Annotated in this window: 22 protein-coding genes and 1 pseudogene; 22 read left to right on the plus strand and 1 reads right to left on the minus strand. The window is 73.8% G+C overall.

What is annotated here, in order from left to right:
- The first annotated feature begins 36 nt into the window (after window positions 1-36).
- The 13 genes and pseudogenes from hisD to ABT170_RS02250 all read left to right on the plus strand — a co-directional run bounded on the left by hisD (window position 37) and on the right by ABT170_RS02250 (window position 13,748).
- Complete coding sequence (gene hisD / locus ABT170_RS02190; RefSeq protein ID WP_329945705.1) at window positions 37-1,368, plus strand: histidinol dehydrogenase; 1,332 nt, start codon at window positions 37-39, stop codon at window positions 1,366-1,368.
- Window positions 1,365-2,600: a histidinol-phosphate transaminase gene (locus ABT170_RS02195; RefSeq protein WP_351863476.1), complete on the plus strand. Its 1,236-nt coding sequence runs from the start codon at window positions 1,365-1,367 to the stop codon at window positions 2,598-2,600. Before hisD ends, ABT170_RS02195 begins: the two co-directional genes overlap by 4 nt.
- Window positions 2,597-3,193 (plus strand): imidazoleglycerol-phosphate dehydratase HisB, encoded by a 597-nt coding sequence (gene hisB, locus ABT170_RS02200; protein ID WP_266929841.1) that lies wholly within the window; start codon window positions 2,597-2,599, stop codon window positions 3,191-3,193. The genes ABT170_RS02195 and hisB overlap by 4 nt, the downstream gene beginning before the upstream one ends.
- Window positions 3,190-3,357 carry a CG2302 family histidine operon protein gene (locus ABT170_RS02205; RefSeq protein WP_329945707.1) on the plus strand — a complete coding sequence of 56 codons (168 nt, stop codon included), beginning with the start codon at window positions 3,190-3,192 and terminating at the stop codon, window positions 3,355-3,357. The genes hisB and ABT170_RS02205 overlap by 4 nt, the downstream gene beginning before the upstream one ends.
- A 10-nt stretch (window positions 3,358-3,367) precedes the next feature.
- Window positions 3,368-4,009, plus strand: a complete 642-nt coding sequence (gene hisH, locus ABT170_RS02210; RefSeq protein ID WP_266929839.1) for an imidazole glycerol phosphate synthase subunit HisH — start codon at window positions 3,368-3,370, stop codon at window positions 4,007-4,009.
- Window positions 4,009-4,734 carry a bifunctional 1-(5-phosphoribosyl)-5-((5-phosphoribosylamino)methylideneamino)imidazole-4-carboxamide isomerase/phosphoribosylanthranilate isomerase PriA gene (priA, locus tag ABT170_RS02215; protein WP_329945708.1) on the plus strand — a complete coding sequence of 242 codons (726 nt, stop codon included), beginning with the start codon at window positions 4,009-4,011 and terminating at the stop codon, window positions 4,732-4,734. The genes hisH and priA overlap by 1 nt, the downstream gene beginning before the upstream one ends.
- The gene (locus ABT170_RS02220; RefSeq protein ID WP_329945709.1) at window positions 4,731-5,129 is read left to right on the plus strand and encodes a RidA family protein; all 399 of its coding nucleotides are present in this window, start codon (window positions 4,731-4,733) and stop codon (window positions 5,127-5,129) included. Before priA ends, ABT170_RS02220 begins: the two co-directional genes overlap by 4 nt.
- Window positions 5,126-5,881: an imidazole glycerol phosphate synthase subunit HisF gene (gene hisF / locus ABT170_RS02225; RefSeq protein WP_329945710.1), complete on the plus strand. Its 756-nt coding sequence runs from the start codon at window positions 5,126-5,128 to the stop codon at window positions 5,879-5,881. Before ABT170_RS02220 ends, hisF begins: the two co-directional genes overlap by 4 nt.
- A 189-nt stretch (window positions 5,882-6,070) precedes the next feature.
- Entirely contained in the window at window positions 6,071-6,997 is a 927-nt protein-coding gene (bdeA, locus tag ABT170_RS02230) for a bis(hydroxyethyl) terephthalate hydrolase (protein WP_351863480.1), read from the plus strand.
- Window positions 6,998-7,167: 170 nt separating this feature from the next.
- Window positions 7,168-10,114, plus strand: a pseudogene (locus ABT170_RS02235) (helix-turn-helix transcriptional regulator).
- A gap of 196 nt (window positions 10,115-10,310) precedes the next feature.
- Complete coding sequence (locus ABT170_RS02240; protein ID WP_329945714.1) at window positions 10,311-11,747, plus strand: RsbRD N-terminal domain-containing protein; 1,437 nt, start codon at window positions 10,311-10,313, stop codon at window positions 11,745-11,747.
- A 124-nt stretch (window positions 11,748-11,871) separates the two neighbouring features.
- Complete coding sequence (locus ABT170_RS02245; RefSeq protein WP_329945715.1) at window positions 11,872-12,459, plus strand: ArsR/SmtB family transcription factor; 588 nt, start codon at window positions 11,872-11,874, stop codon at window positions 12,457-12,459.
- Between the two features lie 29 nt (window positions 12,460-12,488).
- Window positions 12,489-13,748 carry an MFS transporter gene (locus ABT170_RS02250; RefSeq protein ID WP_351863482.1) on the plus strand — a complete coding sequence of 420 codons (1,260 nt, stop codon included), beginning with the start codon at window positions 12,489-12,491 and terminating at the stop codon, window positions 13,746-13,748.
- Between the two features lie 61 nt (window positions 13,749-13,809).
- On the opposite strand, the gene ABT170_RS02255 is transcribed toward ABT170_RS02250, so the two are convergent.
- Complete coding sequence (locus ABT170_RS02255) at window positions 13,810-14,442, minus strand: TIGR03085 family metal-binding protein (protein ID WP_329945717.1); 633 nt, start codon at window positions 14,440-14,442, stop codon at window positions 13,810-13,812.
- A gap of 85 nt (window positions 14,443-14,527) precedes the next feature.
- On the opposite strand from ABT170_RS02255, the gene hisI reads away from it, so the two are divergent.
- The 9 genes from hisI (at window position 14,528) to trpA (ending at window position 21,377) form a co-directional block, all read left to right on the plus strand.
- A complete protein-coding gene (gene hisI / locus ABT170_RS02260; protein ID WP_329945718.1) occupies window positions 14,528-14,905 on the plus strand; it encodes a phosphoribosyl-AMP cyclohydrolase in 378 nt (125 codons plus the stop codon).
- Between the two features lie 11 nt (window positions 14,906-14,916).
- Window positions 14,917-16,425 carry an anthranilate synthase component I gene (locus tag ABT170_RS02265; protein WP_329945719.1) on the plus strand — a complete coding sequence of 503 codons (1,509 nt, stop codon included), beginning with the start codon at window positions 14,917-14,919 and terminating at the stop codon, window positions 16,423-16,425.
- Window positions 16,425-17,105, plus strand: a complete 681-nt coding sequence (locus tag ABT170_RS02270; protein WP_329945720.1) for a TIGR02234 family membrane protein — start codon at window positions 16,425-16,427, stop codon at window positions 17,103-17,105. The genes ABT170_RS02265 and ABT170_RS02270 overlap by 1 nt, the downstream gene beginning before the upstream one ends.
- Window positions 17,106-17,212: 107 nt before the next feature.
- Complete coding sequence (locus ABT170_RS02275; RefSeq protein WP_266930972.1) at window positions 17,213-17,464, plus strand: HGxxPAAW family protein; 252 nt, start codon at window positions 17,213-17,215, stop codon at window positions 17,462-17,464.
- Window positions 17,465-17,535: 71 nt separating this feature from the next.
- Window positions 17,536-18,039: a DUF2752 domain-containing protein gene (locus ABT170_RS02280; RefSeq protein ID WP_329945721.1), complete on the plus strand. Its 504-nt coding sequence runs from the start codon at window positions 17,536-17,538 to the stop codon at window positions 18,037-18,039.
- Between the two features lie 115 nt (window positions 18,040-18,154).
- Window positions 18,155-18,964 (plus strand): indole-3-glycerol phosphate synthase TrpC, encoded by an 810-nt coding sequence (gene trpC, locus ABT170_RS02285; RefSeq protein WP_329945722.1) that lies wholly within the window; start codon window positions 18,155-18,157, stop codon window positions 18,962-18,964.
- A gap of 26 nt (window positions 18,965-18,990) precedes the next feature.
- Window positions 18,991-19,188 (plus strand): tryptophan biosynthesis modulator TrpM, encoded by a 198-nt coding sequence (trpM, locus tag ABT170_RS02290; RefSeq protein ID WP_443034366.1) that lies wholly within the window; start codon window positions 18,991-18,993, stop codon window positions 19,186-19,188.
- A 135-nt stretch (window positions 19,189-19,323) separates the two neighbouring features.
- Window positions 19,324-20,559, plus strand: coding sequence for a tryptophan synthase subunit beta (trpB, locus tag ABT170_RS02295; protein WP_329945723.1), 1,236 nt, complete (start codon window positions 19,324-19,326; stop codon window positions 20,557-20,559).
- Window positions 20,556-21,377, plus strand: coding sequence for a tryptophan synthase subunit alpha (gene trpA, locus ABT170_RS02300; RefSeq protein WP_329945724.1), 822 nt, complete (start codon window positions 20,556-20,558; stop codon window positions 21,375-21,377). Before trpB ends, trpA begins: the two co-directional genes overlap by 4 nt.
- Window positions 21,378-21,403 lie beyond the last annotated feature (26 nt).

The following is a 21,403-nucleotide window of genomic DNA, read 5'->3' on the forward strand; positions in this document are numbered from 1 at the left end:
GGCCGGGGGCCTGTGGCGGTCTGCGAGAATTGCGGGGTGATCTCTCGAATCGATCTGCGCGGCGAGGCCCTCCCCGAGGGTGCCGCCCTGCGCGACCTGCTGCCCCGTGCCGAGTTCGACGTGGAAGCCGCCCTGGAGACGGTGCGGCCCATCTGCGAGGACGTACGCCATCGTGGCTCCGCGGCAGTGATCGAGTGGGGGGAGAAGTTCGACGGAGTGCGGATCGACTCGATCCGGGTCCCGGCCGCCGCGATCACCGAGGCGCTGGAGGGGCTCGATCCGGCCGTCCGCGCCGCGCTGGAGGAGTCGATCCGCCGCGCCCGCCTCGTCCACCGCGAGCAGCGCCGCACCACCCACACCACCCAGGTCGTCCCCGGCGGCACCGTCACCGAGAAGTGGGTGCCCGTCGAGCGGGTCGGGCTGTACGTCCCCGGCGGGCGCTCGGTCTACCCCTCGTCCGTCGTGATGAACGTCGTGCCCGCCCAGGAGGCGGGGGTCGAGGGCATCGCCGTCGCCTCCCCGCCGCAGAAGGAGTTCGGCGGTCTGCCGCACCCCACCATCCTCGCCGCGTGCGCCCTGCTCGGTGTCGGCGAGGTGTACGCGGCGGGCGGCGCCCAGGCCGTCGCGATGTTCGCGTACGGCACCCCGGAGGAGGGCGGCTGCGCCCCCGTCAACCTGGTCACCGGCCCCGGCAACATCTACGTCGCCGCCGCCAAGCGCCTGCTCAAGGGCCGCGTCGGCATCGACGCCGAGGCCGGCCCCACCGAGATCGCGATCCTCGCGGACTCCACCGCCGACCCGGTGCACGTCGCGGCCGACCTGATCAGCCAGGCCGAGCACGACCCGATGGCCGCCGCGGTTCTTGTCACCGACTCCGCGGAGCTGGCCGCCGCCACCGAGGCCGAGCTCGTCCCGCAGGTCGCCGCCTCCAAGCACATCAGCGACCGGATCGAGCCCGCCCTGGCCGGCCGTCAGTCCGCGATCGTCCTGGTCGACAGCGTCGACGCGGGCCTCAAGGTCGTCGACGCCTACGGCGCGGAACACCTGGAGATCCAGACCGCCGACGCCGCGGCCGTGGCCGGCCGGGTCCGCAACGCCGGTGCGGTCTTCGTCGGCCCCTGGTCCCCGGTCTCCCTCGGCGACTACTGCGCGGGCTCCAACCACGTGCTGCCCACCGGCGGCTGCGCCTGCCACTCCTCGGGGCTGTCCGTGCAGTCGTTCCTGCGCGGCATCCACATCGTCGACTACACACGCGACGCGCTCGCCGAGGTCACCCACCATGTCGTGACCCTCGCCGAGGCGGAGGACCTCCCCGCCCACGGCGCCGCGCTCAAGGCAAGGTTCGGCTGGAAGGTTCCGCAGCAGTGACGCACAGCAGCTCCAACAGCACCAGCAGCACCGGCGGCTTCAGCAACACCGACGGTTCCGACAGCACCGGCGGCTCCAGCAACACCGACGGTTCCAACAGCACCGGCACCACCGGCGGCACCGCCCGCAACGCCTGGGACGAGCTCCCGATCCGGGACGAACTGCGCGGGCAGTCCCCCTACGGGGCGCCCCAGCTGGACGTACCCGTCCGGCTGAACACCAACGAGAACCCCTACCCGCTGCCCGAGGCGCTCGTCGACCGGATCGCCGAACGCGTCCGCGAGGCCGCCCGCGACCTCAACCGCTACCCCGACCGGGACGCGGTGGAGCTGCGCACCGAGCTGGCCCGCTACCTCACCCGCACCGCCGGACACGAGGTCGGCCTCGCCAACGTCTGGGCGGCCAACGGCTCCAACGAGGTCCTCCAGCAGCTGCTCCAGACCTTCGGCGGCCCGGGGCGCACGGCCATCGGCTTCGAGCCCTCGTACTCGATGCACGCCCTCATCTCGCGCGGCACCGGCACCGGCTGGATCTCCGGCCCCCGCAAGGACGACTTCACCATCGACGTCGCGGCGGCCCGCGCGGCCATCGCCGAGCACCGCCCCGACGTCGTCTTCATCACCTCCCCCAACAACCCCACCGGCACCGCCGTGGACGCCGGCACCGTCCTCGCGCTGTACGAGGCCGCCCAGGCCGCCGGGCCCTCGATGGTCGTCGTCGACGAGGCGTACGGCGAGTTCAGCCATCACCCCTCGCTGCTCCCGCTGATCGGGGGCCGCCGCAATCTGGTGCTCTCGCGCACCATGTCCAAGGCGTTCGGTGCCGCCGGACTGCGCCTGGGCTACCTCGCGGCCGACCCGGCGGTCGTGGACGCCGTCCAGCTGGTGCGGCTGCCGTACCACCTGTCCTCCGTCACCCAGGCCACCGCGCTCGCCGCCCTGGAGCACACGGATACGCTGCTCGGGTACGTCGGCCGGCTCAAGGACGAGCGTGACCGGATCGTCGCTGAACTGCGCGCGCTCGGGTTCGACGTGACCGACTCGGACGCCAACTTCGTCCAGTTCGGCCGCTTCGCCGACAGCCACACCGCCTGGCAGCAGATCCTCGACCGGGGTGTCCTGGTCCGGGACAACGGCGTACCGGGATGGCTGCGGGTCTCCGCGGGCACCCCGGCAGAGAACGACGCGTTCCTCGCTGCGGTGCGCGAACTCAAGAAGGAGCACGACGCATGAGCCCCCGCGTAGGCCGCGTGGAACGCACCACGAAGGAAACATCGGTGCTCGTCGAGATCGATCTCGACGGTACCGGCAAGGTCGATGTCGCCACCGGGGTCGGCTTCTACGACCACATGCTCGACCAGCTCGGCCGCCACGGCCTGTTCGACCTGACGGTCAAGACCGACGGCGACCTGCACATCGACAGTCACCACACCATCGAGGACACCGCCCTCGCCCTCGGCGCCGCCTTCCGGCAGGCCCTCGGCGACAAGGTCGGGATCTACCGCTTCGGCAACTGCACCGTCCCGCTGGACGAGTCGCTCGCCCAGGTCACCGTCGACCTCTCCGGCCGCCCGTACCTGGTGCACACCGAGCCGGAGAAGATGGCGCCGATGATCGGCGAGTACGACACGACGATGACCCGGCACATCCTGGAGTCCTTCGTCGCCCAGGCGCAGATCGCCCTGCACGTCCACGTACCGTACGGGCGCAACGCCCACCACATCGTCGAGTGCCAGTTCAAGGCGCTCGCCCGCGCACTGCGCTATGCCTGCGAGCATGATCCGCGCGCCGCCGGAATCCTCCCCTCCACGAAGGGCGCGCTGTGACCGGCCTCAACACCATCCTGATAGTCGTCGGCCTCTTCCTGGCCGGCGGCGTCTACTCCTTCTCGAAGCAGGGCATGCCCAAGGGCGTCATCGTCCTGCTCTCGATCGCCTCCGTGATGTGCCTGGTGGCAGGCATTATGCGGATCCAGGGACTCTGGGACTGAGGAACGAGCTGTGAGCGACAACAAGAAGGTCGTCGTCTTCGACTACGGCTTCGGCAACGTCCGTTCCGCCGAGCGGGCCCTGGCCCATGTCGGCGCGGACGTGGAGATCACCCGCGACTACGACCGGGCGATGAACGCGGACGGGCTGCTGGTGCCGGGCGTCGGTGCCTTCTCCGCCTGCATGGACGGACTGAAGCGGGCCCGCGGCGACTGGATCATCGGCCGCAGGCTCTCCGGCGGGCGCCCGGTCATGGGCATCTGCGTCGGCATGCAGATCCTGTTCGAGCGCGGCATCGAGCACGGTGTGGAGACCGAGGGCCTGGACGAGTGGCCCGGCACCGTCGGCCCGCTCAAGGCCGACGTCGTCCCGCACATGGGCTGGAACACCGTCGAATCCCCCGAGGACTCCCGGCTCTTCGCCGGTCTCGACGCGGACGCGCGCTACTACTTCGTGCACTCCTACGCCGCGCACGACTGGTCCCTCGAAGTCACCAACGCCAAGATCCGTGCTCCCAGGGTCACCTGGGCCACGCACGGCGAACGGTTCGTGGCGGCCGTGGAGAACGGCGCGCTGTGGGCCACCCAGTTCCACCCCGAGAAGTCCGGCGATGCCGGCGCCCAGCTGCTGACCAACTGGATCGAGACGCTGTAATGCCGAAGCTTGAACTGCTCCCCGCCGTCGATGTCCGCGACGGCCAGGCCGTCCGCCTCGTCCACGGCGAGTCCGGCTCCGAGACCTCCTACGGCTCCCCGCTGGAGGCCGCCCTCGCCTGGCAGCGCGCCGGTGCCGAGTGGCTGCACCTCGTCGACCTGGACGCCGCCTTCGGCACCGGCGACAACCGGAAGCTGATCGCCGAAGTGGCCGGCGCCATGGACATCAAGGTCGAGCTGTCCGGCGGCATCCGCGACGACGCCTCGCTCGCCGCCGCCCTCGCCACCGGCTGCCGCCGGGTCAACCTCGGCACCGCCGCGCTGGAGACCCCCGAGTGGGTCGCCAAGGTCATCGCCGAGTACGGCGACAGGATCGCGGTCGGCCTGGACGTACGCGGCACGACGCTGCGCGGACGCGGCTGGACCCGCGACGGCGGCGATCTCTACGAGACGCTCGCCCGCCTCGACTCCGAGGGCTGCGCCCGCTACGTCGTCACCGACATCGCCAAGGATGGCACCCTCCAGGGCCCCAACCTGGAGCTCCTGAAGAACGTCTGCGCCGCCACCGACAAGCCGGTCGTCGCCTCCGGCGGCGTCTCCTCGCTGGACGACCTGCGGGCGATCTCCTCGCTCGTGCCGGACGGCGTCGAGGGCGCCATCGTCGGCAAGGCGCTGTACGCCGAGGCGTTCACCCTGGAAGAGGCGCTGAAGGCGGTCTCGGCATGACCGATTCCGTACGCCGCATCTCCACGGGCGCCCCGTGGGAGGAGAAGTTCGGCTACTCCCGCGCCGTGGCACTTCCGGGCGGCCTGGTCCTGGTCTCCGGCTGCACCTCCGTGGTCAACGGCCAGATCTCGGCGGGCAGCCCGTACGAGCAGACCCTCACCTCCTTCGAGGTCGCCTTCGAGGCGCTGAAGGAGGCGGGCCTGGGCCGCGAGGACGTCGTCCGCACCCGGATGTACCTCACCCACGCCCGGGACGTGGACGACGTCGGCCGCGCCCACAAGGAGCTGTTCGACGCCGTGCGCCCCGCCGCTTCCATGATCATCGTGTCCGGCCTCGTCGACCCGAGCCTGGTCGTCGAGGTCGAGGTCGAGGCGTACCGGGCAGGTGCGCGGTGAGCCTCGCGGTACGCGTCATCCCCTGCCTGGACGTCGACAACGGGCGGGTCGTCAAGGGGGTCAACTTCCAGAACCTGCGCGACGCCGGTGACCCCGTCGAGATGGCCAAGCTGTACGACGCCGAGGGCGCCGACGAGCTGACCTTCCTCGACATCACCGCCTCCAGCGGCGACCGCGAGACGACCTACGACGTGGTGCGGCGCACCGCCGAGCAGGTCTTCATCCCGCTCACCGTCGGCGGCGGCGTCCGTACCCCGGACGACGTCGACAAGCTGCTGCGCGCCGGCGCGGACAAGGTCGGCGTCAACACCGCCGCCATCGCCCGCCCCGACCTGATCCGCGAGATCGCCGAACGCTTCGGCCGCCAGGTGCTCGTGCTCTCCGTCGACGCCCGGCGCACCGCGGCGGGCACCTTCGAGGTCACCACCCACGGAGGCCGCAGGGGCACCGGCATCGACGCCGTCGAATGGGCCCACCGGGCCGCCGAGCTGGGCGCGGGCGAGATCCTGCTCAACTCGATGGACGCGGACGGCACCAAGGACGGCTACGACACCGAGATGATCGCGGCGGTACGGGCCCATGTCACCGTCCCCGTCATCGCCTCCGGGGGCGCGGGCCGGCTCGCGGACTTCGCGCCCGCCATCGACGCGGGCGCCGACGCGGTGCTCGCCGCGTCCGTCTTCCACTTCGGGGACCTGCGCATCTCCGAGGTCAAGGGCGCCCTCCGGGAGGCCGGGCACCCGGTGCGCTGACCGCCCTCGCGGGAGGGCCGGCCGCCAGGACCGGTGATCTCGCCGATGCGTACCCCAGGGGTGCGCCGCGAAAGTGACGACCGCCGACGAACAACGGCGGTACCCACGCGGCGCACCCCGAAAGCCCCGGACGACGGGCTCCCGGTCCCCGCGCGGTGTGGTTCCGCCACGACCGAGAGGACCCCCCTCGTGCAGCAGCACCTCCCCTCCGGCGACACCTCCCCGCGCCCCGGGACGGCCAGGAGCCGCGCCCGTACCCTCAAGGGCCTGCTGGCCGCCGCGGCGACCGCGGTCCTGATGACCGCCCTGGTCCCCGGGGCCCGGGCCGCCGACAACCCCTACGAGCGCGGACCGGCGCCGACCGTCTCCAGCATCGAGGCGAGCCGCGGCTCCTACGCCACCTCGCAGACCACCGTCTCCTCGCTGAGTGTCAGCGGCTTCGGCGGCGGCACCCTCTACTACCCGACCTCCACCGCCGACGGCACCTTCGGCGCGGTCGTCATCTCACCCGGCTTCACCGCCTACCAGTCATCCATCGCCTGGCTGGGGCCGCGCCTGGCCTCGCAGGGTTTCGTCGTATTCACCATCGACACCAACACCACGCTCGATCAGCCCGACAGCCGTGGCCGCCAACTCCTCGCAGCCCTCGACTACTTGACCACGAGCAGTTCCGTGCGCGGCCGGGTCGACGCCTCGCGGCTCGGGGTGATGGGCCACTCCATGGGCGGCGGCGGCACGCTGGAGGCCGCGAAGAGCCGCACCTCGCTCAAGGCGGCGATCCCGCTGACCGGCTGGAACCTCGACACGACCTGGCCCGAACTGCGCACCCCCACCCTGGTGGTGGGCGCGGACGGCGACACGATCGCCCCCGTCGCCACACACTCCAAGCCGTTCTACGGGTCGCTGCCCGGCTCGCTGGACAAGGCGTATCTGGAGCTGCGGGGCGCCACGCACTTCACCCCGAACACCTCCAGCACCACGATCGCGAAGTACAGCATCGCGTGGCTGAAGCGCTTCATCGACGAGGACACCCGCTATGAGCAGTTCCTCTGCCCGATCCCGCAGCCGAGCCTGACCATCGCCGAATACCGGGGCAACTGTCCGTACACGGCCTGACCTCCGGGAGGGGCCCGGCCGCCGGGAGGCGGTCCGGCCCCTCCTCGCGGCTGTGCCGGCGCACAGTGCCCGCGCCCCCGCTCTGTGGGGCCGCAGCACACCGCGCAGCCCCGGCGGCGCCGGCGGACGCGAACCTTCCGGGACCGTGTACGCGGCAGTAGCGTGCGGGCGTGACCCCACCGACCGTGCACCGCCCGCCCCGGTTGTATGGACGCGGCGCTGAACTCGCCCTTCTGGAAAGCCTGTTGAGGCGCCTACGCCGGGGCGACGGAGGTGCGCTCCTGCTGACCGGACCCCCGGGCCTCGGCCGTACCGCCCTTCTGCGGCAGGCCGCCGCCGGCCACCGGGACAGCGGCGCCGGACCGCTGCTCCACACCGCCGCGGCCCCCGCCGAACGGCACCTGCCGCACAGCGGACTGCACGCCCTGCTCTGCTCCGCGCCGGGTCCGCTGCCCCTGCCGCCCGACCGGGTCCTGCGCGGCGGGTTCACTCCGGACGCGCTGCTGGCCCTGCTGCGGGAACTCGGCGCCGAACGGCCCCTGCTCGTCTGTGTGGACGACGCCCACGCGTGGGACCCCGCCTCCCGGGCGGCCCTCTCCTTCGCCGCCCGCCGGCTCGGCGCGGGCAGCCGTGTCGCCCTGCTGATCGGCGCCGCCGACGGGACCGGTTTCGCCGGGCTGCCCGCCCTGCGGCTCGGCCCGCTGGGCGAGGACGCGGCCTCGGCGCTCCTGGACCGGCTGGCCGGCGGAGGCGGCGGGGGAGCGGCGGTTGGGGAGGACGGCGGGGAAGCGGTGGCCGGAGAGGATGGCGGGGAAGCGGCGGCCCGAGCGGCCCGAGCAGCCCGAGAGACCGGGGAGACCGGGGAGACCGGAGCGGCTGGGATGATCGACCCGGTCGTACGGAGCGCACTGCTGCGGGAAGCGGCCGGTAATCCGCGCCTGCTCACCGGGCTGGTGAGCCGCCTCACCACCGAACAGCTGGCCGGGCGCGCCCCGTTGCCCTACCCGCTGCCCGGCGGCGAGAGCGTGCTGGCCGCCCATGCCGCCCCGCTCGGCGGACTCCCGCCGGACACCCGCGCCCTGCTCCTGCTCGCCGCGGCGGCCCAGGAACACGAACCCGACGGCGCCGGGGCCGATGCCGCACTGCTCCTGCGGGCGGCCCACCGGGCGGGCCTGGCCCCCGCCGTCCTGGACCGTGCGCTGTCCGGGGCCGCCGCGCCCGGCGGAATCGCGGCGGCGCTCCAATGGGCGGGCGGCAGAGTCCACTTCAGCCCCCCCGCTCCTGGGCCGCGCGGTTCTGCGTCACGCACCGCCGGCCCGCCGACGTGCCGCCCACGCGCTGCTCGCCACACTGCTGGCGGGCCCCTCCGCGCAGCGCCCGTCCCTGCCCGCCCTGGTCCAGCGGGCCTGCGCCGCCCCGGGCCCCGACGCCGCGCTCGCCGGGCTGCTCCAGTCGGCCGCCACCGCCCCGGGCCCGCACGCCGAAAGGTCGGCCGCACTGGTCCGCGCGGCGGCGCTGTCCACCGACGCCGCCCTGCGCGCCGCGCGGCTCGCCGAGGCCGCCGACCACGCCAGGCTCGCGGGGGACCCGGGGCGGACCCGCGCGCTGCTGGCGCGGAGCGGCCCGGCCGGCCACACCGGAGCCGGTTCCGCCGCGCCGGGCCTCGTCCCCTATGTGCACGGCATGCTCGCGCTGCGCGCCGGACCCGCCGCCGACGCCCGGGAAGCGCTCCTCGCCGCCGCCGCGCTGCTCGCCCCGCACGACCCGCGCCGCGCCCTCGGCGCCCTGCTCGGCGCGGCCGACGCCGCCTGGGCGATGGGCGACGCACCGGCCTGTCTGGACGCGCTGAACCGCCTCGCCGTCCCGTCGTACGACGAGGCGCTGGGCCGGTACCGGGCCGGGATGTGCGCCGTGCTCGGCTCACGTACCGCCGAGGGGCACGCCCTGCTGCGCCGGTGCCTGGAGGCGGCCGGCCGGGCCGGGGACCCGGCGGCCCTGTTGCGGGCCGGGGTCTCGGCGCTGGTGCTCGGCGAGGTCGACGCCGCCTGCCGGGCCGGGGCGCGGGCGCTCGCCGCCGTACGGACCGAAGGCCCCGACGCGCTGCTGCCGCAGGCCCTGGAACACCTCGCCTACGCCGAACTGCGGTCCGGCCGGCACTCCGCCGCCCGCGCCCACGCGCTGGAGGGGCTGCACGCCGCCCGGCGTACCGGGCAGCCCAACTCCGCCGCCCATCTGCACGCCGTGCTGGCCCTCGCCGCGTCGGTGGAGGGCCCCGCGGAGGTCTGCGCCGCGCACCGCGACGCCGCTCTGACCGGGGCGGGACCGCACCGGCTCACCCAGGCCGTGACCCTCGCCACCTGGGCGGTCGCGCGGGCGGACCTCGCCTCGGGCCGTCCCGGTGAGGCGGCGGCCCGGCTCGCCCCCCTGGTGCGGCCGGGGCCTCATCAGGGCCACTTCGCCGCCCGGATGCTCGCCCTGCCCTGCTACATCGAGGCAGCCGTACTCTCCGGCCGCACCGCCACGGACACCGACGGCCGCGGGAGGCCGGAAGCCGGACGGGCGGGGTCCGGACTCGCGGAAGCCGTGGAGGAGTTCGCGCGATGGACCGCCGCGACGGCCGACCCGCAGGCACCCGCCCAGCTCGCCCGCTGCCGCGCCCTGCTGGCACCCCCGCAGGAGGCCGCCGCCCGGTACGGGGAGGCCCTGGCCCACCACGACCGGGCCGGCGGCGGCTTCGAGCAGGCCCGTACCCAGCTCCTGTACGGGCAGTGGCTGCGGCGTCGGCGCCGCACCAGGGAGGCCCGCGGCCCGCTGCGCGACGCGCTGGTCGGTTTCGAGCGCTGCTCCGCCCGCGCCTGGGCGGTCCGGGCCGGCGGTGAACTGCGCGCGGCGGGGGAGGCGGTGGACGTGCCGGAGGTCAGGGGGACGGGGCCGCTGGCCGGGCTCACCCCGCAGCAGCAGCGCATCGCCCGCTGTGTGGCCGAGGGCGCGACCAACCGCGAAGTGGCGGTGCGGCTCTCCCTGAGTCCCCGCACCGTCGACCACCATCTGCGCAATGTCTTCGCCGCGCTCGGTGTCCGCTCCAGGACCGAACTGGCCCGGTTGCTCGACCGGTAGCCGGTGCTCAACTCCCGTGAAGGCGCGGGAGGTTGCCGGACCGTAATGAGAAGGACGCCGCAGACCCCTAGGTACCGACCGGGCGGTATGTCATTCTGCGGGCGTCAGGACCATTCGGTTGTGCTCGCGCCCGATGCCGGGCCGGGTGCCCCAGCCGGCCGAATCCGGGGCCGGCCGATTCCCGGTGGAGGCCGCCATGCCACAGGTCGTACGTCCGGGGATCCGGGCGCAGCACGGTCCGTACGCCGCGATGCCGTCGCCGCGGCGCTTCCGTTCGCAGGCCGACCGCGCGGCCGTCGAGGTGCTGCACCGGGCCGCCCGGGTCCTCGTCGCGGCGCTGCCGGAGCTCACGGAGCGGCTCGTCGACGCCCTGTACGAACAGGAGCCCGGTTACCGCCCGGCGATCGAGGCCGATCGCGGCGAGGTGTGGCAGGAGGTCCATCACTCGCTGCGGCACAACGTCGGCTCACTGATCCGGCCCCGGGAGTCCCGGGAGGCGGCCCACCGCACCTCGCGCCGGATCGGTGAGATCCGGGCCGGTCAGGGGGTGCCGCTCGACGCGGTCCTGCACGCCTTCCGGATGGGCGGGGCGATGGTCTGGCAGGACCTCGTGGAGGCGACCGCCCGGCGCGCCCCCGACGATGTCCGGCTGCTGGTCCATGTCGCCGCCGACGTCTGGAACTTCGTGGACGAGCACTGCGGGGTGGTGGCGGACGCCTACCGGCAGGCCGAACGCGAGCTGTCCTGGCGGCGGGAGAACCGGCAGCGGCTGATGACGGCCGCGCTGCTGGACGGAACGGCCCGGATCGCGGACCTGCCGGACGCGGCGGCGATGCTGGGGCTCCCGGAGCACGGGCGGTACGCGGTCCTCGCGGTCCTCCCGGCCCACCCCGCCCCTCCCGCACACGCCTCTCATGCTTCCCACCCCGCCCCTCCCGCCCATGCCGCACACGCCTCCCATGCCGCACACGCGTCTCGCGGGGCCCCGTACGCCGAGGCCGCCCGGCCGCCCCTGACCCTGCCCCCGGGCACGGCGGCGCTCTGGCACGCGGGCCCGGAGGCCCAGTACGCGATCCTGCCGCTCGGCGGGGCGAGTGTGGCTCGGGCGGGTGCGGAGGGCGCGGAGGGCGCGGACGCCCGCGGGGAGGACGAGGCCGCCGTGTCCGCCGAACTCTCGCTGCTCGCCTCCGGGCTGTCCGCTCCCGCCGGGACCAGGGCCGGGATCGGCTCGGCCGTGGAGGGGCTGGCCTCGCTCGGCGACGCGAGGCGCCTCGCGCGGACCGCGCTGCGGGCCTGCCCGGCGTCCGGTGGCGTGGTCCTGCTCGGCGAACATCTGCCGGCCGCGCTCGTCGTGTCCTCGCCGGACCTCGGCGCGGCGCTCGCCGCCCGGGTGCTGGGGCCGCTCGGCCGGCTGGACCCCGCCGACCGGGACGTGCTCATCGGGACGCTCACCGCGTGGCTGGACTCGGACGGTTCGGCGCAGCGGGCCGGGGCCCGGCTGTACTGCCACCGCAACACCGTGCTCAACCGGCTCCGGCGGTTCGAGCAGCTGACCGGACGCTGTCTGACCCGGCCGTCGGACGCGGTCGAGGTGTCCCTGGCGCTGGCCGCCCGCCGCCTGCTGGGCGGCTGAGCCACCGCCACCGCCACCGCCACCGGACGCGGTCCTTCGCCGCGAGAAGCCGCCTTCCCGATCCCGCAACGAAACTTGCGCAATAAATATTGCGCAAGTTTCCTTTTCTTTCTAGGGTGGGGCCATGCCCAGCAACGAAACCCGCCGCGTCTCCGACCTCGCCACCCTCAAGGCGTTCGGCCACCCCCTGCGGATGAAGCTCTACCGGGCGCTCTACATCGAGCGTTCGGCCACCGCCTCCCAGCTCGCCGAGCAGGTCGACGAGGCCGTCTCGCTGGTCAGCTACCACCTGCGCAAGCTCGCCGACCACGGCCTGATCGAGGAGGCCGAGCAGCAGGGCGCGGACGGCCGCGAACGCTGGTGGCGCCCCGCGTCGCACGGACTGACCTTCCACGACGAGGACTTCCGCGACGCCCCCGAGAAGGCCGCCACGCACTCCGCCATCGGCCGCCTCTCCTTCGACCAGCACATCGAGCTCTACCGCCGCTATCTCGACTCCTACCGCAGCTGGTCGCCCGAGTGGCGCAGCGCCTCCTTCAGCTCAGAGTTCCTGGGCCGGCTCACCGCCGAGGAGCTCGCCTCCCTCAGCCACGAGATGCACACGCTGATCAGGCGGTACGAGGACGAGGGCCGCGCCCGCGAGGACTCGGGCGACACGGAGGGGCGCGAGAACGTCGCCCTGCACATCTACGGATTCCCGTTCCGGACCTGACGCGGCGCACGCCCCGAGAGGACGAACCCATGACCAGCGCCACCCTCACCGCCCCCGGCCCGGGGACCCCGGCTCAGCGGCCCGCCCACCGCGACGGCAACGTCCTGCGCTGGCTCGGTGCGTACACCGCGTCGATGATCGGCGACAGCGTCTACTACATGGCGCTCGCGTGGGCCGCGTCCCGTGCCGGCAGCGACTCCCAGACCGGGCTCGTCCTCGCCGCCGGCTCCATACCCAGGGCCGTGCTGATGCTCGCCGGGGGAGTGCTCGCCGACCGGCTCGGCCCGCGCAGAGTCGTCATCGGCAGCGACATCGCTCGCTGTCTCGTCGTCCTGGGCCTGGCCGGGGCCCTGCTGTTCACCTCCCCCGCCGTCTGGATGCTGATCGCCGTCGCACTGGTCTTCGGCGTGGTCGACGCCCTGTTCCTCCCCGCCGTCGGGGCCCTGCCGCCCCGGATCAGCGCCCCCGGACAGCTCGCCAGGATCCAGGGACTGCGCGGCCTCGCCGCCCGGGGCGCCAATGTCGCCGGCGCCCCGCTCGGCGGGCTCGCGGTGGCCCTCGGCGGGCCCGTGCTCGCCTTCGCCGCCGCCGGAGTGCTCTTCGCGCTCTCGCTGCCGCTGCTCCTGCTCGTACGGATGCGACCGCTGCCCGAACAGCCGGAGGCAGCAGGGGAGCCGGGCACGGCGTGGCAGGAGCTGACCGACGGACTGCGCCACATCCGCCGCCACCCGCTGCTCGGCCCGCTCATGCTCGTCATCGCCGTCAGCGAGCTGGGCTTCGTGGGACCGCTGAACCTCGGCATGATCCTGCTCGCCCGGCAGCGCGGCTGGGGCGCCACCGGAATGGGCTGGATCGTCGCCGCGTTCGGCATCGGCGCGGGTGCCGCCGCGCTGCTGCTCGCGGTGCGCGGCCGGGTGCCGCGCGGCGGGCTCGTGATGTGTCTGCTGGTGCTCGTCGGAGCGATCGGCGTCGGTGCCCTCGCGTACGCGCCCTCGGTGGCCGCGGCCGTCGTGATCGCCGCCCTCGTCGGACTCCTCATGGGCCTCGGCGGCGCCCTGTGCGCGGCCCTCGTGCAGACCGCGACGGAACCCGCCTATCTGGGCCGGGTCACCTCGGTCTCGACGCTCTTCACCCACGCCGTCGCACCGCTCAGCTACCCGGTCACCGGCGCGGCCGTCGCCGCCTGGGGCACCGGCCCGGTCTTCGTCGCCAGCGGGGCGCTGTGCGCGGCGGGCGGTGCCATCGGTCTGGCCTTCACCCGGCTCCGCCGCGCCGAACTCCCGCGCTGACCCCGCCCCCGTACACCCCGCGACCCCGCCCCCTGCCCCCGCGGCCGGGCGAGGCCGGGGCCTACATCCCCAGCTGGGCCGTCCGCAGCCGGTCCACCGCCTCCTTGTCGCCGTCCAGCTCCACCGAGGCCACGTCCTGCCGGCCGAACGCGAACAGCAGCAGCTCACCCGGCTCCCCGGTGACCGTCACCACCGGTGTGCCCTTGTGCGCCACCGCCGTCTGGCCGTCCGGGCGGCGCAGCACCACACCCACCGGGGACCGGCGGCCCAGCAGCCGGGCCATCTTCTCGGTGCGCGACCACAGCACATCGGAGAAGACCGGGTCCAGCTCCCGCCGCGACCAGTCCGGCTGGGCCCGGCGCACGTCCTCCGTATGGACGTAGAACTCGATCGTGTTGGCCACCTCGTCGAGCTGCTTGAGGGAGTACGGGGAAAAGCGCGGCGGTCCCGTACGGATGAGCTGGATCAGCTCCTCGTACGGCTTCGCCGCGAACTCGGCCTGCACCCGCTCCATCCGGGTCCGCAGCGCGCCCAGCAGCAGCCCGCCCGCCGCGTCCGCGCGGCGCTCGCGCACCACCACATGGGCGGCCAGGTCACGGGTCTTCCAGCCGTCGCACAGGGTCGGGGCCTCCGGGCCCGCCGCCTCCAACAGGTCCGCAAGCAGCAGGCGTTCACGCTTCGCATGGGTCGACATGACCGCCAGCGTACGGCCGGGTCCCGCCGTCCGCCCAGTGGACGCCCGCCCGGACGGCCCCCGCGGCCACGGCACAATGGACCGCATGACCAGCACGCCCGGCACCCCGCCGCCCGCCAGCAGCCTCGATCCCGCCATCGCCGCCCGCCTCAGGCGCGGCGCCGACGGTCTGGTCCCGGCCATCGCCCAGCAGTACGACACCGGCGAGGTGCTGATGCTCGGCTGGATGGACGACGAGGCGCTGCACCGCACCCTCACCACCGGCCGCTGCACCTACTGGTCGCGCAGCCGGCAGGAGTACTGGGTCAAGGGCGACACCTCCGGGCACATCCAGCGGGTGAAGTCGGTCGCGCTGGACTGCGACGCCGACACCGTCCTGGTGAAGGTCGACCAGACGGGTGCCGCCTGCCACACGGGGGACCGCACCTGCTTCGACGCCGATGTCCTCCCCCTCGCCCAGTAAGGTCACCGGCCATGGATCTCGACACCTTCCGCAAGCTGGCCATCGACCGGCGCGTCATCCCCGTCAGCCGCCGGCTCCTCGCGGACGGCGACACCCCGGTCGGGCTCTACCGCAAGCTCGCGGCCGAGCGGACCGGGACCTTCCTCCTCGAATCCGCGGAGAACGGCCGCACCTGGTCCCGCTACTCCTTCATCGGGGTACGCAGCGACTCCACCCTCACCGCCCGTGACGGGCAGGCCCACTGGCTGGGCACGCCGCCCGTCGGCGTCCCCGCCGACGGCGACCCGCTCCAGGCCCTGCGCGCCACCGTCGAGACCCTGCACACCCCGCGCGACCTGGTCGCCGACGAGGGGCTGCCGCCCTTCACCGGCGGCATGGTCGGCTACCTCGGGTACGACATCGTGCGCCGCCTGGAGAGGATCGGCGAGCACGGCGGCGACGACCTGGGGCTCCCCGAGCTGACCATGCTCCTCACCTCGGACCTCGCCGTGCTGGACCACTGGGACGGCACCGTCCTGCTGATCGCCAACGCGATCAACCACAACGACCTCGCCACCGGTGTCGACGAGGCGTACGCGGACGCCGTCGCGCGGCTCGACGCGATGGAGCAGGACCTGCGCCGGCCCGTCGAGAACGCCCCCGCCGTCCTGCCCCCGTCCGAGCTGCCGCCGTACACCGCGCTGTGGGGCGGCGAGGCGTTCCAGGACGCCGTCGAGGACGTCAAGGAACGGATCAGGGCCGGCGAGGCCTTCCAGGTCGTCCCGTCCCAGCGCTTCGAAACCCCTTGCACGGCAAGCGCATTGGACGTCTATCGGGTGCTGCGCGCCACCAACCCGTCGCCGTACATGTACCTCTTCCGCTTCGACGGCTTCGATGTCGTCGGCTCCAGCCCCGAGGCCCTGGTCAAGGTCGAGGACGGGCGGGCCATGCTCCATCCGATCGCCGGGACCCGGCACCGCGGCGCCACCCCGCAGGAGGACCAGGCGCTCGCCGAGGAACTCCTGGCCGACCCGAAGGAACGCGCCGAGCACCTGATGCTCGTCGACCTCGGCCGCAACGACCTCGGGCGCGTCTGCGAACCCGGCAGCGTCGAGGTCGTCGACTTCATGTCGGTCGAGCGGTACTCGCACGTGATGCACATCGTCTCCACCGTCACCGGCCGGGTCACCGAGGGCCGGACCGCCTTCGACGTCCTCACCGCCTGCTTCCCCGCGGGCACCCTCTCCGGCGCGCCCAAACCGCGGGCGATGCAGATCATCGAGGAGCTCGAACCCACCCGCCGCGGGCTGTACGGGGGCTGCGTCGGCTACCTCGACTTCGCCGGGGACTCCGACACCGCCATCGCCATCCGCACCGCGCTGCTGCGCGACGGCACCGCGTACGTCCAGGCCGGAGCGGGGATCGTGGCCGATTCCGACCCGGTCGCCGAGGACACCGAGTGCCGCAACAAGGCGGCCGCCGTGCTGCGGGCCGTCCATACGGCCAACCGCCTCCGCGAGCACCGGAGCGGTAGGGGATAGTGGAGGGCGTGAGTGCCGTGCCCGTACCCCAGCCCCGCGCCCGAGCCGTCGTGTCCGACTCCGCGCCCGCCTCCGCACCCGACTCCGCGGGAAGCCGCCGCAGTCTGGCCGCCGGTCTGTTCCTCGGCGCGATCGGCGCGGCCGTCGTCCTCCTGGCCTCCGGACAGACGTGGGCCGAGGGCAAGGCCTCCGTGGGCGGCGGCACCCTGCCGCTGACCGCCGACGGACAGGACGTCACCGGGCTTCCGGCCGCCCTGGCCGTCGTCGCCCTGGCCGCTCTCGTCGCCGTCTTCGCCGTACGCGGTGCCGGACGCCTGGCCGTCTCCGGGCTCCTGGCCCTCAGCGGACTCGGCGCGGCACTCAGCGCCTGGTCCGGAGCCTTCGACAGCGCCGCCCTCGACGAGAAGGCCGCCCGTTCCACCGGTGACGCCTCCGCCACCGTCGGCGCCCTCAGCCACACCGCCTGGCCGTACCTCACGGCCGTCGGCGGCGCGCTGATCCTGCTCGCCGGGCTGCTCGCCCTGCGCTACGGCAGCCGCTGGCCCGCCATGTCGGGACGGTACGAGCGCGACGGCACCCCGCGCCCCGGCAAGGCGCCCCGCACCGCCCCGGACCCCGACCGGCCCGAGGACCTGTGGAAGGCCCTGGACCGCGGCGAGGACCCGACGCGCGAGGCATGACCCCCCAGCTCACGTCCTACCGGCACGTACGGGACAATGACCGTGAGCTTTCCCCGTGGCGCCAGTCACGGCGATATCCACAGCGCAACACCAACGAGGAGCAACTCATGGCGGGCAGCAGCCACGGACACACCCCGGCCGCCTGGACCGGTGTCATCATCTCGTTCATCGGCTTCTGCGTCGCAGGCGTCTTCATGGTCGCGGCCAACCCGCTCGGCTTCTGGGCCGGTATCGCCGTCATCTTCGTCGGCGGCGTCGTCGGTCTCGCGATGAAGGCCGCGGGCCTCGGCATGCCGAAGGAGTCGGCCGAGATGGCGGCGGCCAGGGCCCGCGCTTCGCAGGCGCAGATCTCCCACTGATACCGGAGACCTCCGGCCCCGGCCGGAGACACGACGCGAGGCGCAGCCCGGACCGGGCTGCGCCTTTCCGCATGAGCGTGGACAATCAGCGGGTGGACGCCTCGCCTTCTCCCGCAGCCCCGCCCCCCGACCCCGGGGCGGCGTACGCGCCCGGCCCCGCGCGGCCACCGGGGCCCCCCTCGCGCCTGCGCCGGTTCGCCACGCCCGTGGGCATCCTGGCCGGCGTCGTCGGCGCCTTCGGATACGTCGCCACGTTCGACCCCAACGAACCCGGCCACTACCCGGTCTGCCCGCTGCTGGGGCTCACCGGGCTGTACTGCCCCGGCTGCGGCGGGCTGCGCAGCGCCTACGCCTTCGCCCACGGAGACCTCGGGACCGCGTTCGGCGCCAACGCCGTGGCCGTCGTCGGCTACTTCCTCTTCGCCGCCGTCTGGGTGCTCTGGATGGTCCGCGCGGGCCGGGCAAAGCCCCTGCGGATCGCTCTGGCGCCGGTCCACTGGTGGGGGATCGGCGCCCTGCTGCTGATCTTCTCCGTCGTCCGGAACCTGCCCTTCGGCTCCGCCCTGGCGCCATGAATGCCCAGGTAGTGGGACGCATCGTGGCCGGATGCGAACCCTGCGGCCCGCTGCGGATACCATCAGTAGGGCTGATCCTGTTCCCTCATCACCGTTCCGGAAGGGGGCCGCTCGCGTGAGTGTGCTCGACGAGATTATCGACGGCGTACGCGCCGACCTCGCGGAGCGGCAGGCGCGCGTCAGCCTCGACGAGCTGAAGGAGCGCGCGGCCCGCGCTCCCCAGGCCAAGGACGGGGTCGCCGCACTGCGCGGCGAGGGCGTCACCGTCATCTGCGAGGTCAAGCGCTCGTCCCCCTCCAAGGGGGCGCTTGCCGCGATCGCCGACCCGGCCGCACTCGCCGCCGACTACGAGGCGGGCGGCGCGTCCGTCATCTCGGTCCTCACCGAGGAGCGCCGCTTCGGCGGCTCGCTCGCCGACCTGGAGGCCGTCCGCGCCAAGGTCGACATCCCGGTCCTGCGCAAGGACTTCATCGTCACCTCGTACCAGCTGTGGGAGGCCCGCGCCTACGGCGCCGACCTCGCCCTGCTGATCGTCGCCGCCCTCGACCAGCAGGCCCTGGTCTCGCTGATCGAGCGCGCCGAGTCGATCGGCCTGACGCCGCTCGTCGAGGCGCACGACGAGGAGGAGGCGGAGCGCGCCGTGGACGCCGGAGCGAAGATCATCGGTGTCAACGCGCGCAATCTGAAGGACCTCAAGGTCGACCGCTCCACCTTCGAGCGGGTCGCCCCCGAGATCCCGGACCACATCGTCAAGGTCGCCGAGTCCGGCGTCCGCGGCCCGCACGACCTCATCGCCTACGCCAACGCGGGCGCGGACGCCGTGCTCGTCGGCGAGTCCCTGGTCACCGGCCGCGACCCGCGCGCCGCCGTCGCCGATCTGGTCGCCGCGGGCGCCCACCCGGCGCTCCGGCACGGACGGGGCTGACCCGGCCCGTGTCCGCCCACCGCCCCGTGTCCCGTACCCGGCCGGGCCTGCGCTCCGCCGGGGCGGGCTCCCGGGTTCCGCACGCCCCGCTGGCGCGCGGCTGCCGCCCACGCGGCTGCCGCGCCCCCGCCCGGCGTGTGCACGGCCGGCGGGTGCGGTACGTCATCGGTGACGAACCCGGCCAGGTCAACGGCATGCGATGGCGCACGGGGTCCGCGCTGTAGCGAGCCCCGGCCGACGTACCCGCACCACACACGCGTACGCACGACCGCACCGCCCCGACCGTCCCGGTCGCGGTGGCGCTCCGCTCACGGCGCATACGGTGAACCCACCCGTTGCCATGCCAAGGAGCACGTCGGATGTCGTCTGACTTCTTCATTCCGGACCCCGAGGGTCTGATTCCCAGCGCCGAAGGGTATTTCGGCGCCTACGGCGGCAAGTTCATCCCGGAGGCGCTCGTCGCCGCCGTGGACGAGGTCGCCGTCGAGTACGACAAGGCCAAGGCCGACCCGGCCTTCGCCGCCGAGCTCAACGAGCTCATGGTCAACTACACGGGCCGCCCGAGCGCGCTGACCGAGGTCCCGCGCTTCGCCGAGCACGCGGGCGGGGCCCGGGTCTTCCTCAAGCGCGAGGACCTGAACCACACCGGCTCGCACAAGATCAACAACGTGCTGGGCCAGGCACTCCTCACCAAGCGCATGGGCAAGACCCGGGTCATCGCCGAGACCGGCGCGGGCCAGCACGGCGTCGCCACCGCCACCGCCTGCGCCCTGTTCGGCCTCGAATGCACCATCTACATGGGCGAGATCGACACCGAGCGGCAGGCGCTGAACGTGGCGCGGATGCGGATGCTCGGCGCCGAGGTCATCGCCGTGAAGTCCGGCTCGCGCACCCTCAAGGACGCCATCAACGAGGCGTTCCGCGACTGGGTCGCCGAGGTGGACCGCACCCACTACCTCTTCGGCACGGTCGCGGGCCCGCACCCGTTCCCGGCGATGGTCCGCGACTTCCACCGGGTGATCGGCGTCGAGGCCCGCCGCCAGATCCTGGAGCGCGCCGGCCGGCTGCCGGACGCCGCGGTCGCCTGCGTCGGCGGCGGCTCCAACGCCATCGGGCTCTTCCACGCGTTCATCCCGGACGCGGATGTCCGGCTGATCGGCTGCGAGCCCGCCGGACACGGGGTGGAGACCGGTGAGCACGCGGCCACCCTGACCGCGGGCGAGCCCGGCATCCTGCACGGCTCGCGCTCCTACGTCCTCCAGGACGACGAGGGCCAGATCACCGAGCCGTACTCCATCTCGGCGGGGCTGGACTACCCGGGCATCGGCCCGGAGCACTCCTACCTCAAGGACATCGGCCGCGGCGAGTACCGCGCGGTCACCGACGACGCCGCCATGCAGGCCCTGCGGCTCCTCTCCCGCACCGAGGGGATCATCCCGGCCATCGAGAGCGCGCACGCCCTGGCCGGCGCGCTGGAGGTCGGACGGGAACTGGGCGGGGACGGGCTGATCCTGATCAACCTGTCCGGCCGCGGCGACAAGGACATGGACACGGCGGCCCGCTACTTCGGCCTGTACGACGGGGGTGCCAAGTGAGCACGCACAGCGGAAACCGGGACCTGCTGAGTTCGACGCTGGCCAGGGCCAAGGCGGAGGACCGCGCGGCGCTGATCGCGTACCTCCCGGCCGGGTTCCCGACCGTCGACGGAGGCATCGAGGCGGTCAAGGCCGTCGTCGCGGGCGGCGCGGACATCGTCGAGGTGGGACTGCCGCACAGCGACCCGGTGCTCGACGGTCCGGTCATCCAGACCGCCGACGACATCGCCCTGCGCGGCGGGGTCAGAATCGCCGACGTGATGCGTACGGTCCGCGAGGCGTACGAGGCGACCGGCGCCCCGATCCTGATCATGACCTACTGGAACCCCATCGACCGGTACGGCATCGAGCGCTTCACCGCCGAGCTGGCCGAGGCGGGCGGAGCCGGGTGCATCCTGCCCGACCTGCCGGTCCAGGAGTCCGCGACCTGGCGCGAGCACGCGGACAGGCACGGCCTCGCGACCGTGTTCGTCGTCGCGCCCAGCAGCCGGGACGCGCGTCTGGCCACCATCACGGCGGCGGGCTCCGGCTTCGTGTACGCCGCCTCGCTCATGGGGGTCACCGGCACCCGCGAGTCGGTCGGCGACGAGGCCCAGAACCTGGTGCGCCGCACCCGCGCCACCACGGACCTGCCCGTCTGCGTCGGCCTCGGCGTCTCCAACGCCGGGCAGGCCGCCGAGGTCGCCGGGTTCGCCGACGGGGTGATCGTCGGCTCGGCCTTCGTCAAGGGCATGCTGGACGCCCCCGACGAGGCGGCGGGTCTCGCCGCCGTCCGCGCCCTGGCGGGCGAACTGGCCGAAGGTGTTCGAAAGCGCTGATACCAGACATCACCCGAACGGGTGGA

Source organism: Streptomyces sp. NPDC001787, assembly GCF_040297465.1.
In the GTDB taxonomy this organism is placed as follows: domain Bacteria; phylum Actinomycetota; class Actinomycetes; order Streptomycetales; family Streptomycetaceae; genus Streptomyces.

Coding starts and splice junctions, on each gene's coding strand:
- hisB (WP_266929841.1), top strand. CDS start 2,597: ATGAGCCCCCGCGTAGGCCGCGTGGAACGCACCACGAAGGAAACATCG.
- priA (WP_329945708.1), top strand. CDS start 4,009: ATGCCGAAGCTTGAACTGCTCCCCGCCGTCGATGTCCGCGACGGCCAG.
- ABT170_RS02220 (WP_329945709.1), top strand. CDS start 4,731: ATGACCGATTCCGTACGCCGCATCTCCACGGGCGCCCCGTGGGAGGAG.
- ABT170_RS02240 (WP_329945714.1), top strand. CDS start 10,311: ATGCCACAGGTCGTACGTCCGGGGATCCGGGCGCAGCACGGTCCGTAC.
- ABT170_RS02245 (WP_329945715.1), top strand. CDS start 11,872: ATGCCCAGCAACGAAACCCGCCGCGTCTCCGACCTCGCCACCCTCAAG.
- ABT170_RS02250 (WP_351863482.1), top strand. CDS start 12,489: ATGACCAGCGCCACCCTCACCGCCCCCGGCCCGGGGACCCCGGCTCAG.
- ABT170_RS02255 (WP_329945717.1), bottom strand. CDS start 14,442: ATGTCGACCCATGCGAAGCGTGAACGCCTGCTGCTTGCGGACCTGTTG.
- hisI (WP_329945718.1), top strand. CDS start 14,528: ATGACCAGCACGCCCGGCACCCCGCCGCCCGCCAGCAGCCTCGATCCC.
- ABT170_RS02265 (WP_329945719.1), top strand. CDS start 14,917: ATGGATCTCGACACCTTCCGCAAGCTGGCCATCGACCGGCGCGTCATC.
- ABT170_RS02275 (WP_266930972.1), top strand. CDS start 17,213: ATGGCGGGCAGCAGCCACGGACACACCCCGGCCGCCTGGACCGGTGTC.
- ABT170_RS02280 (WP_329945721.1), top strand. CDS start 17,536: ATGAGCGTGGACAATCAGCGGGTGGACGCCTCGCCTTCTCCCGCAGCC.
- trpB (WP_329945723.1), top strand. CDS start 19,324: ATGTCGTCTGACTTCTTCATTCCGGACCCCGAGGGTCTGATTCCCAGC.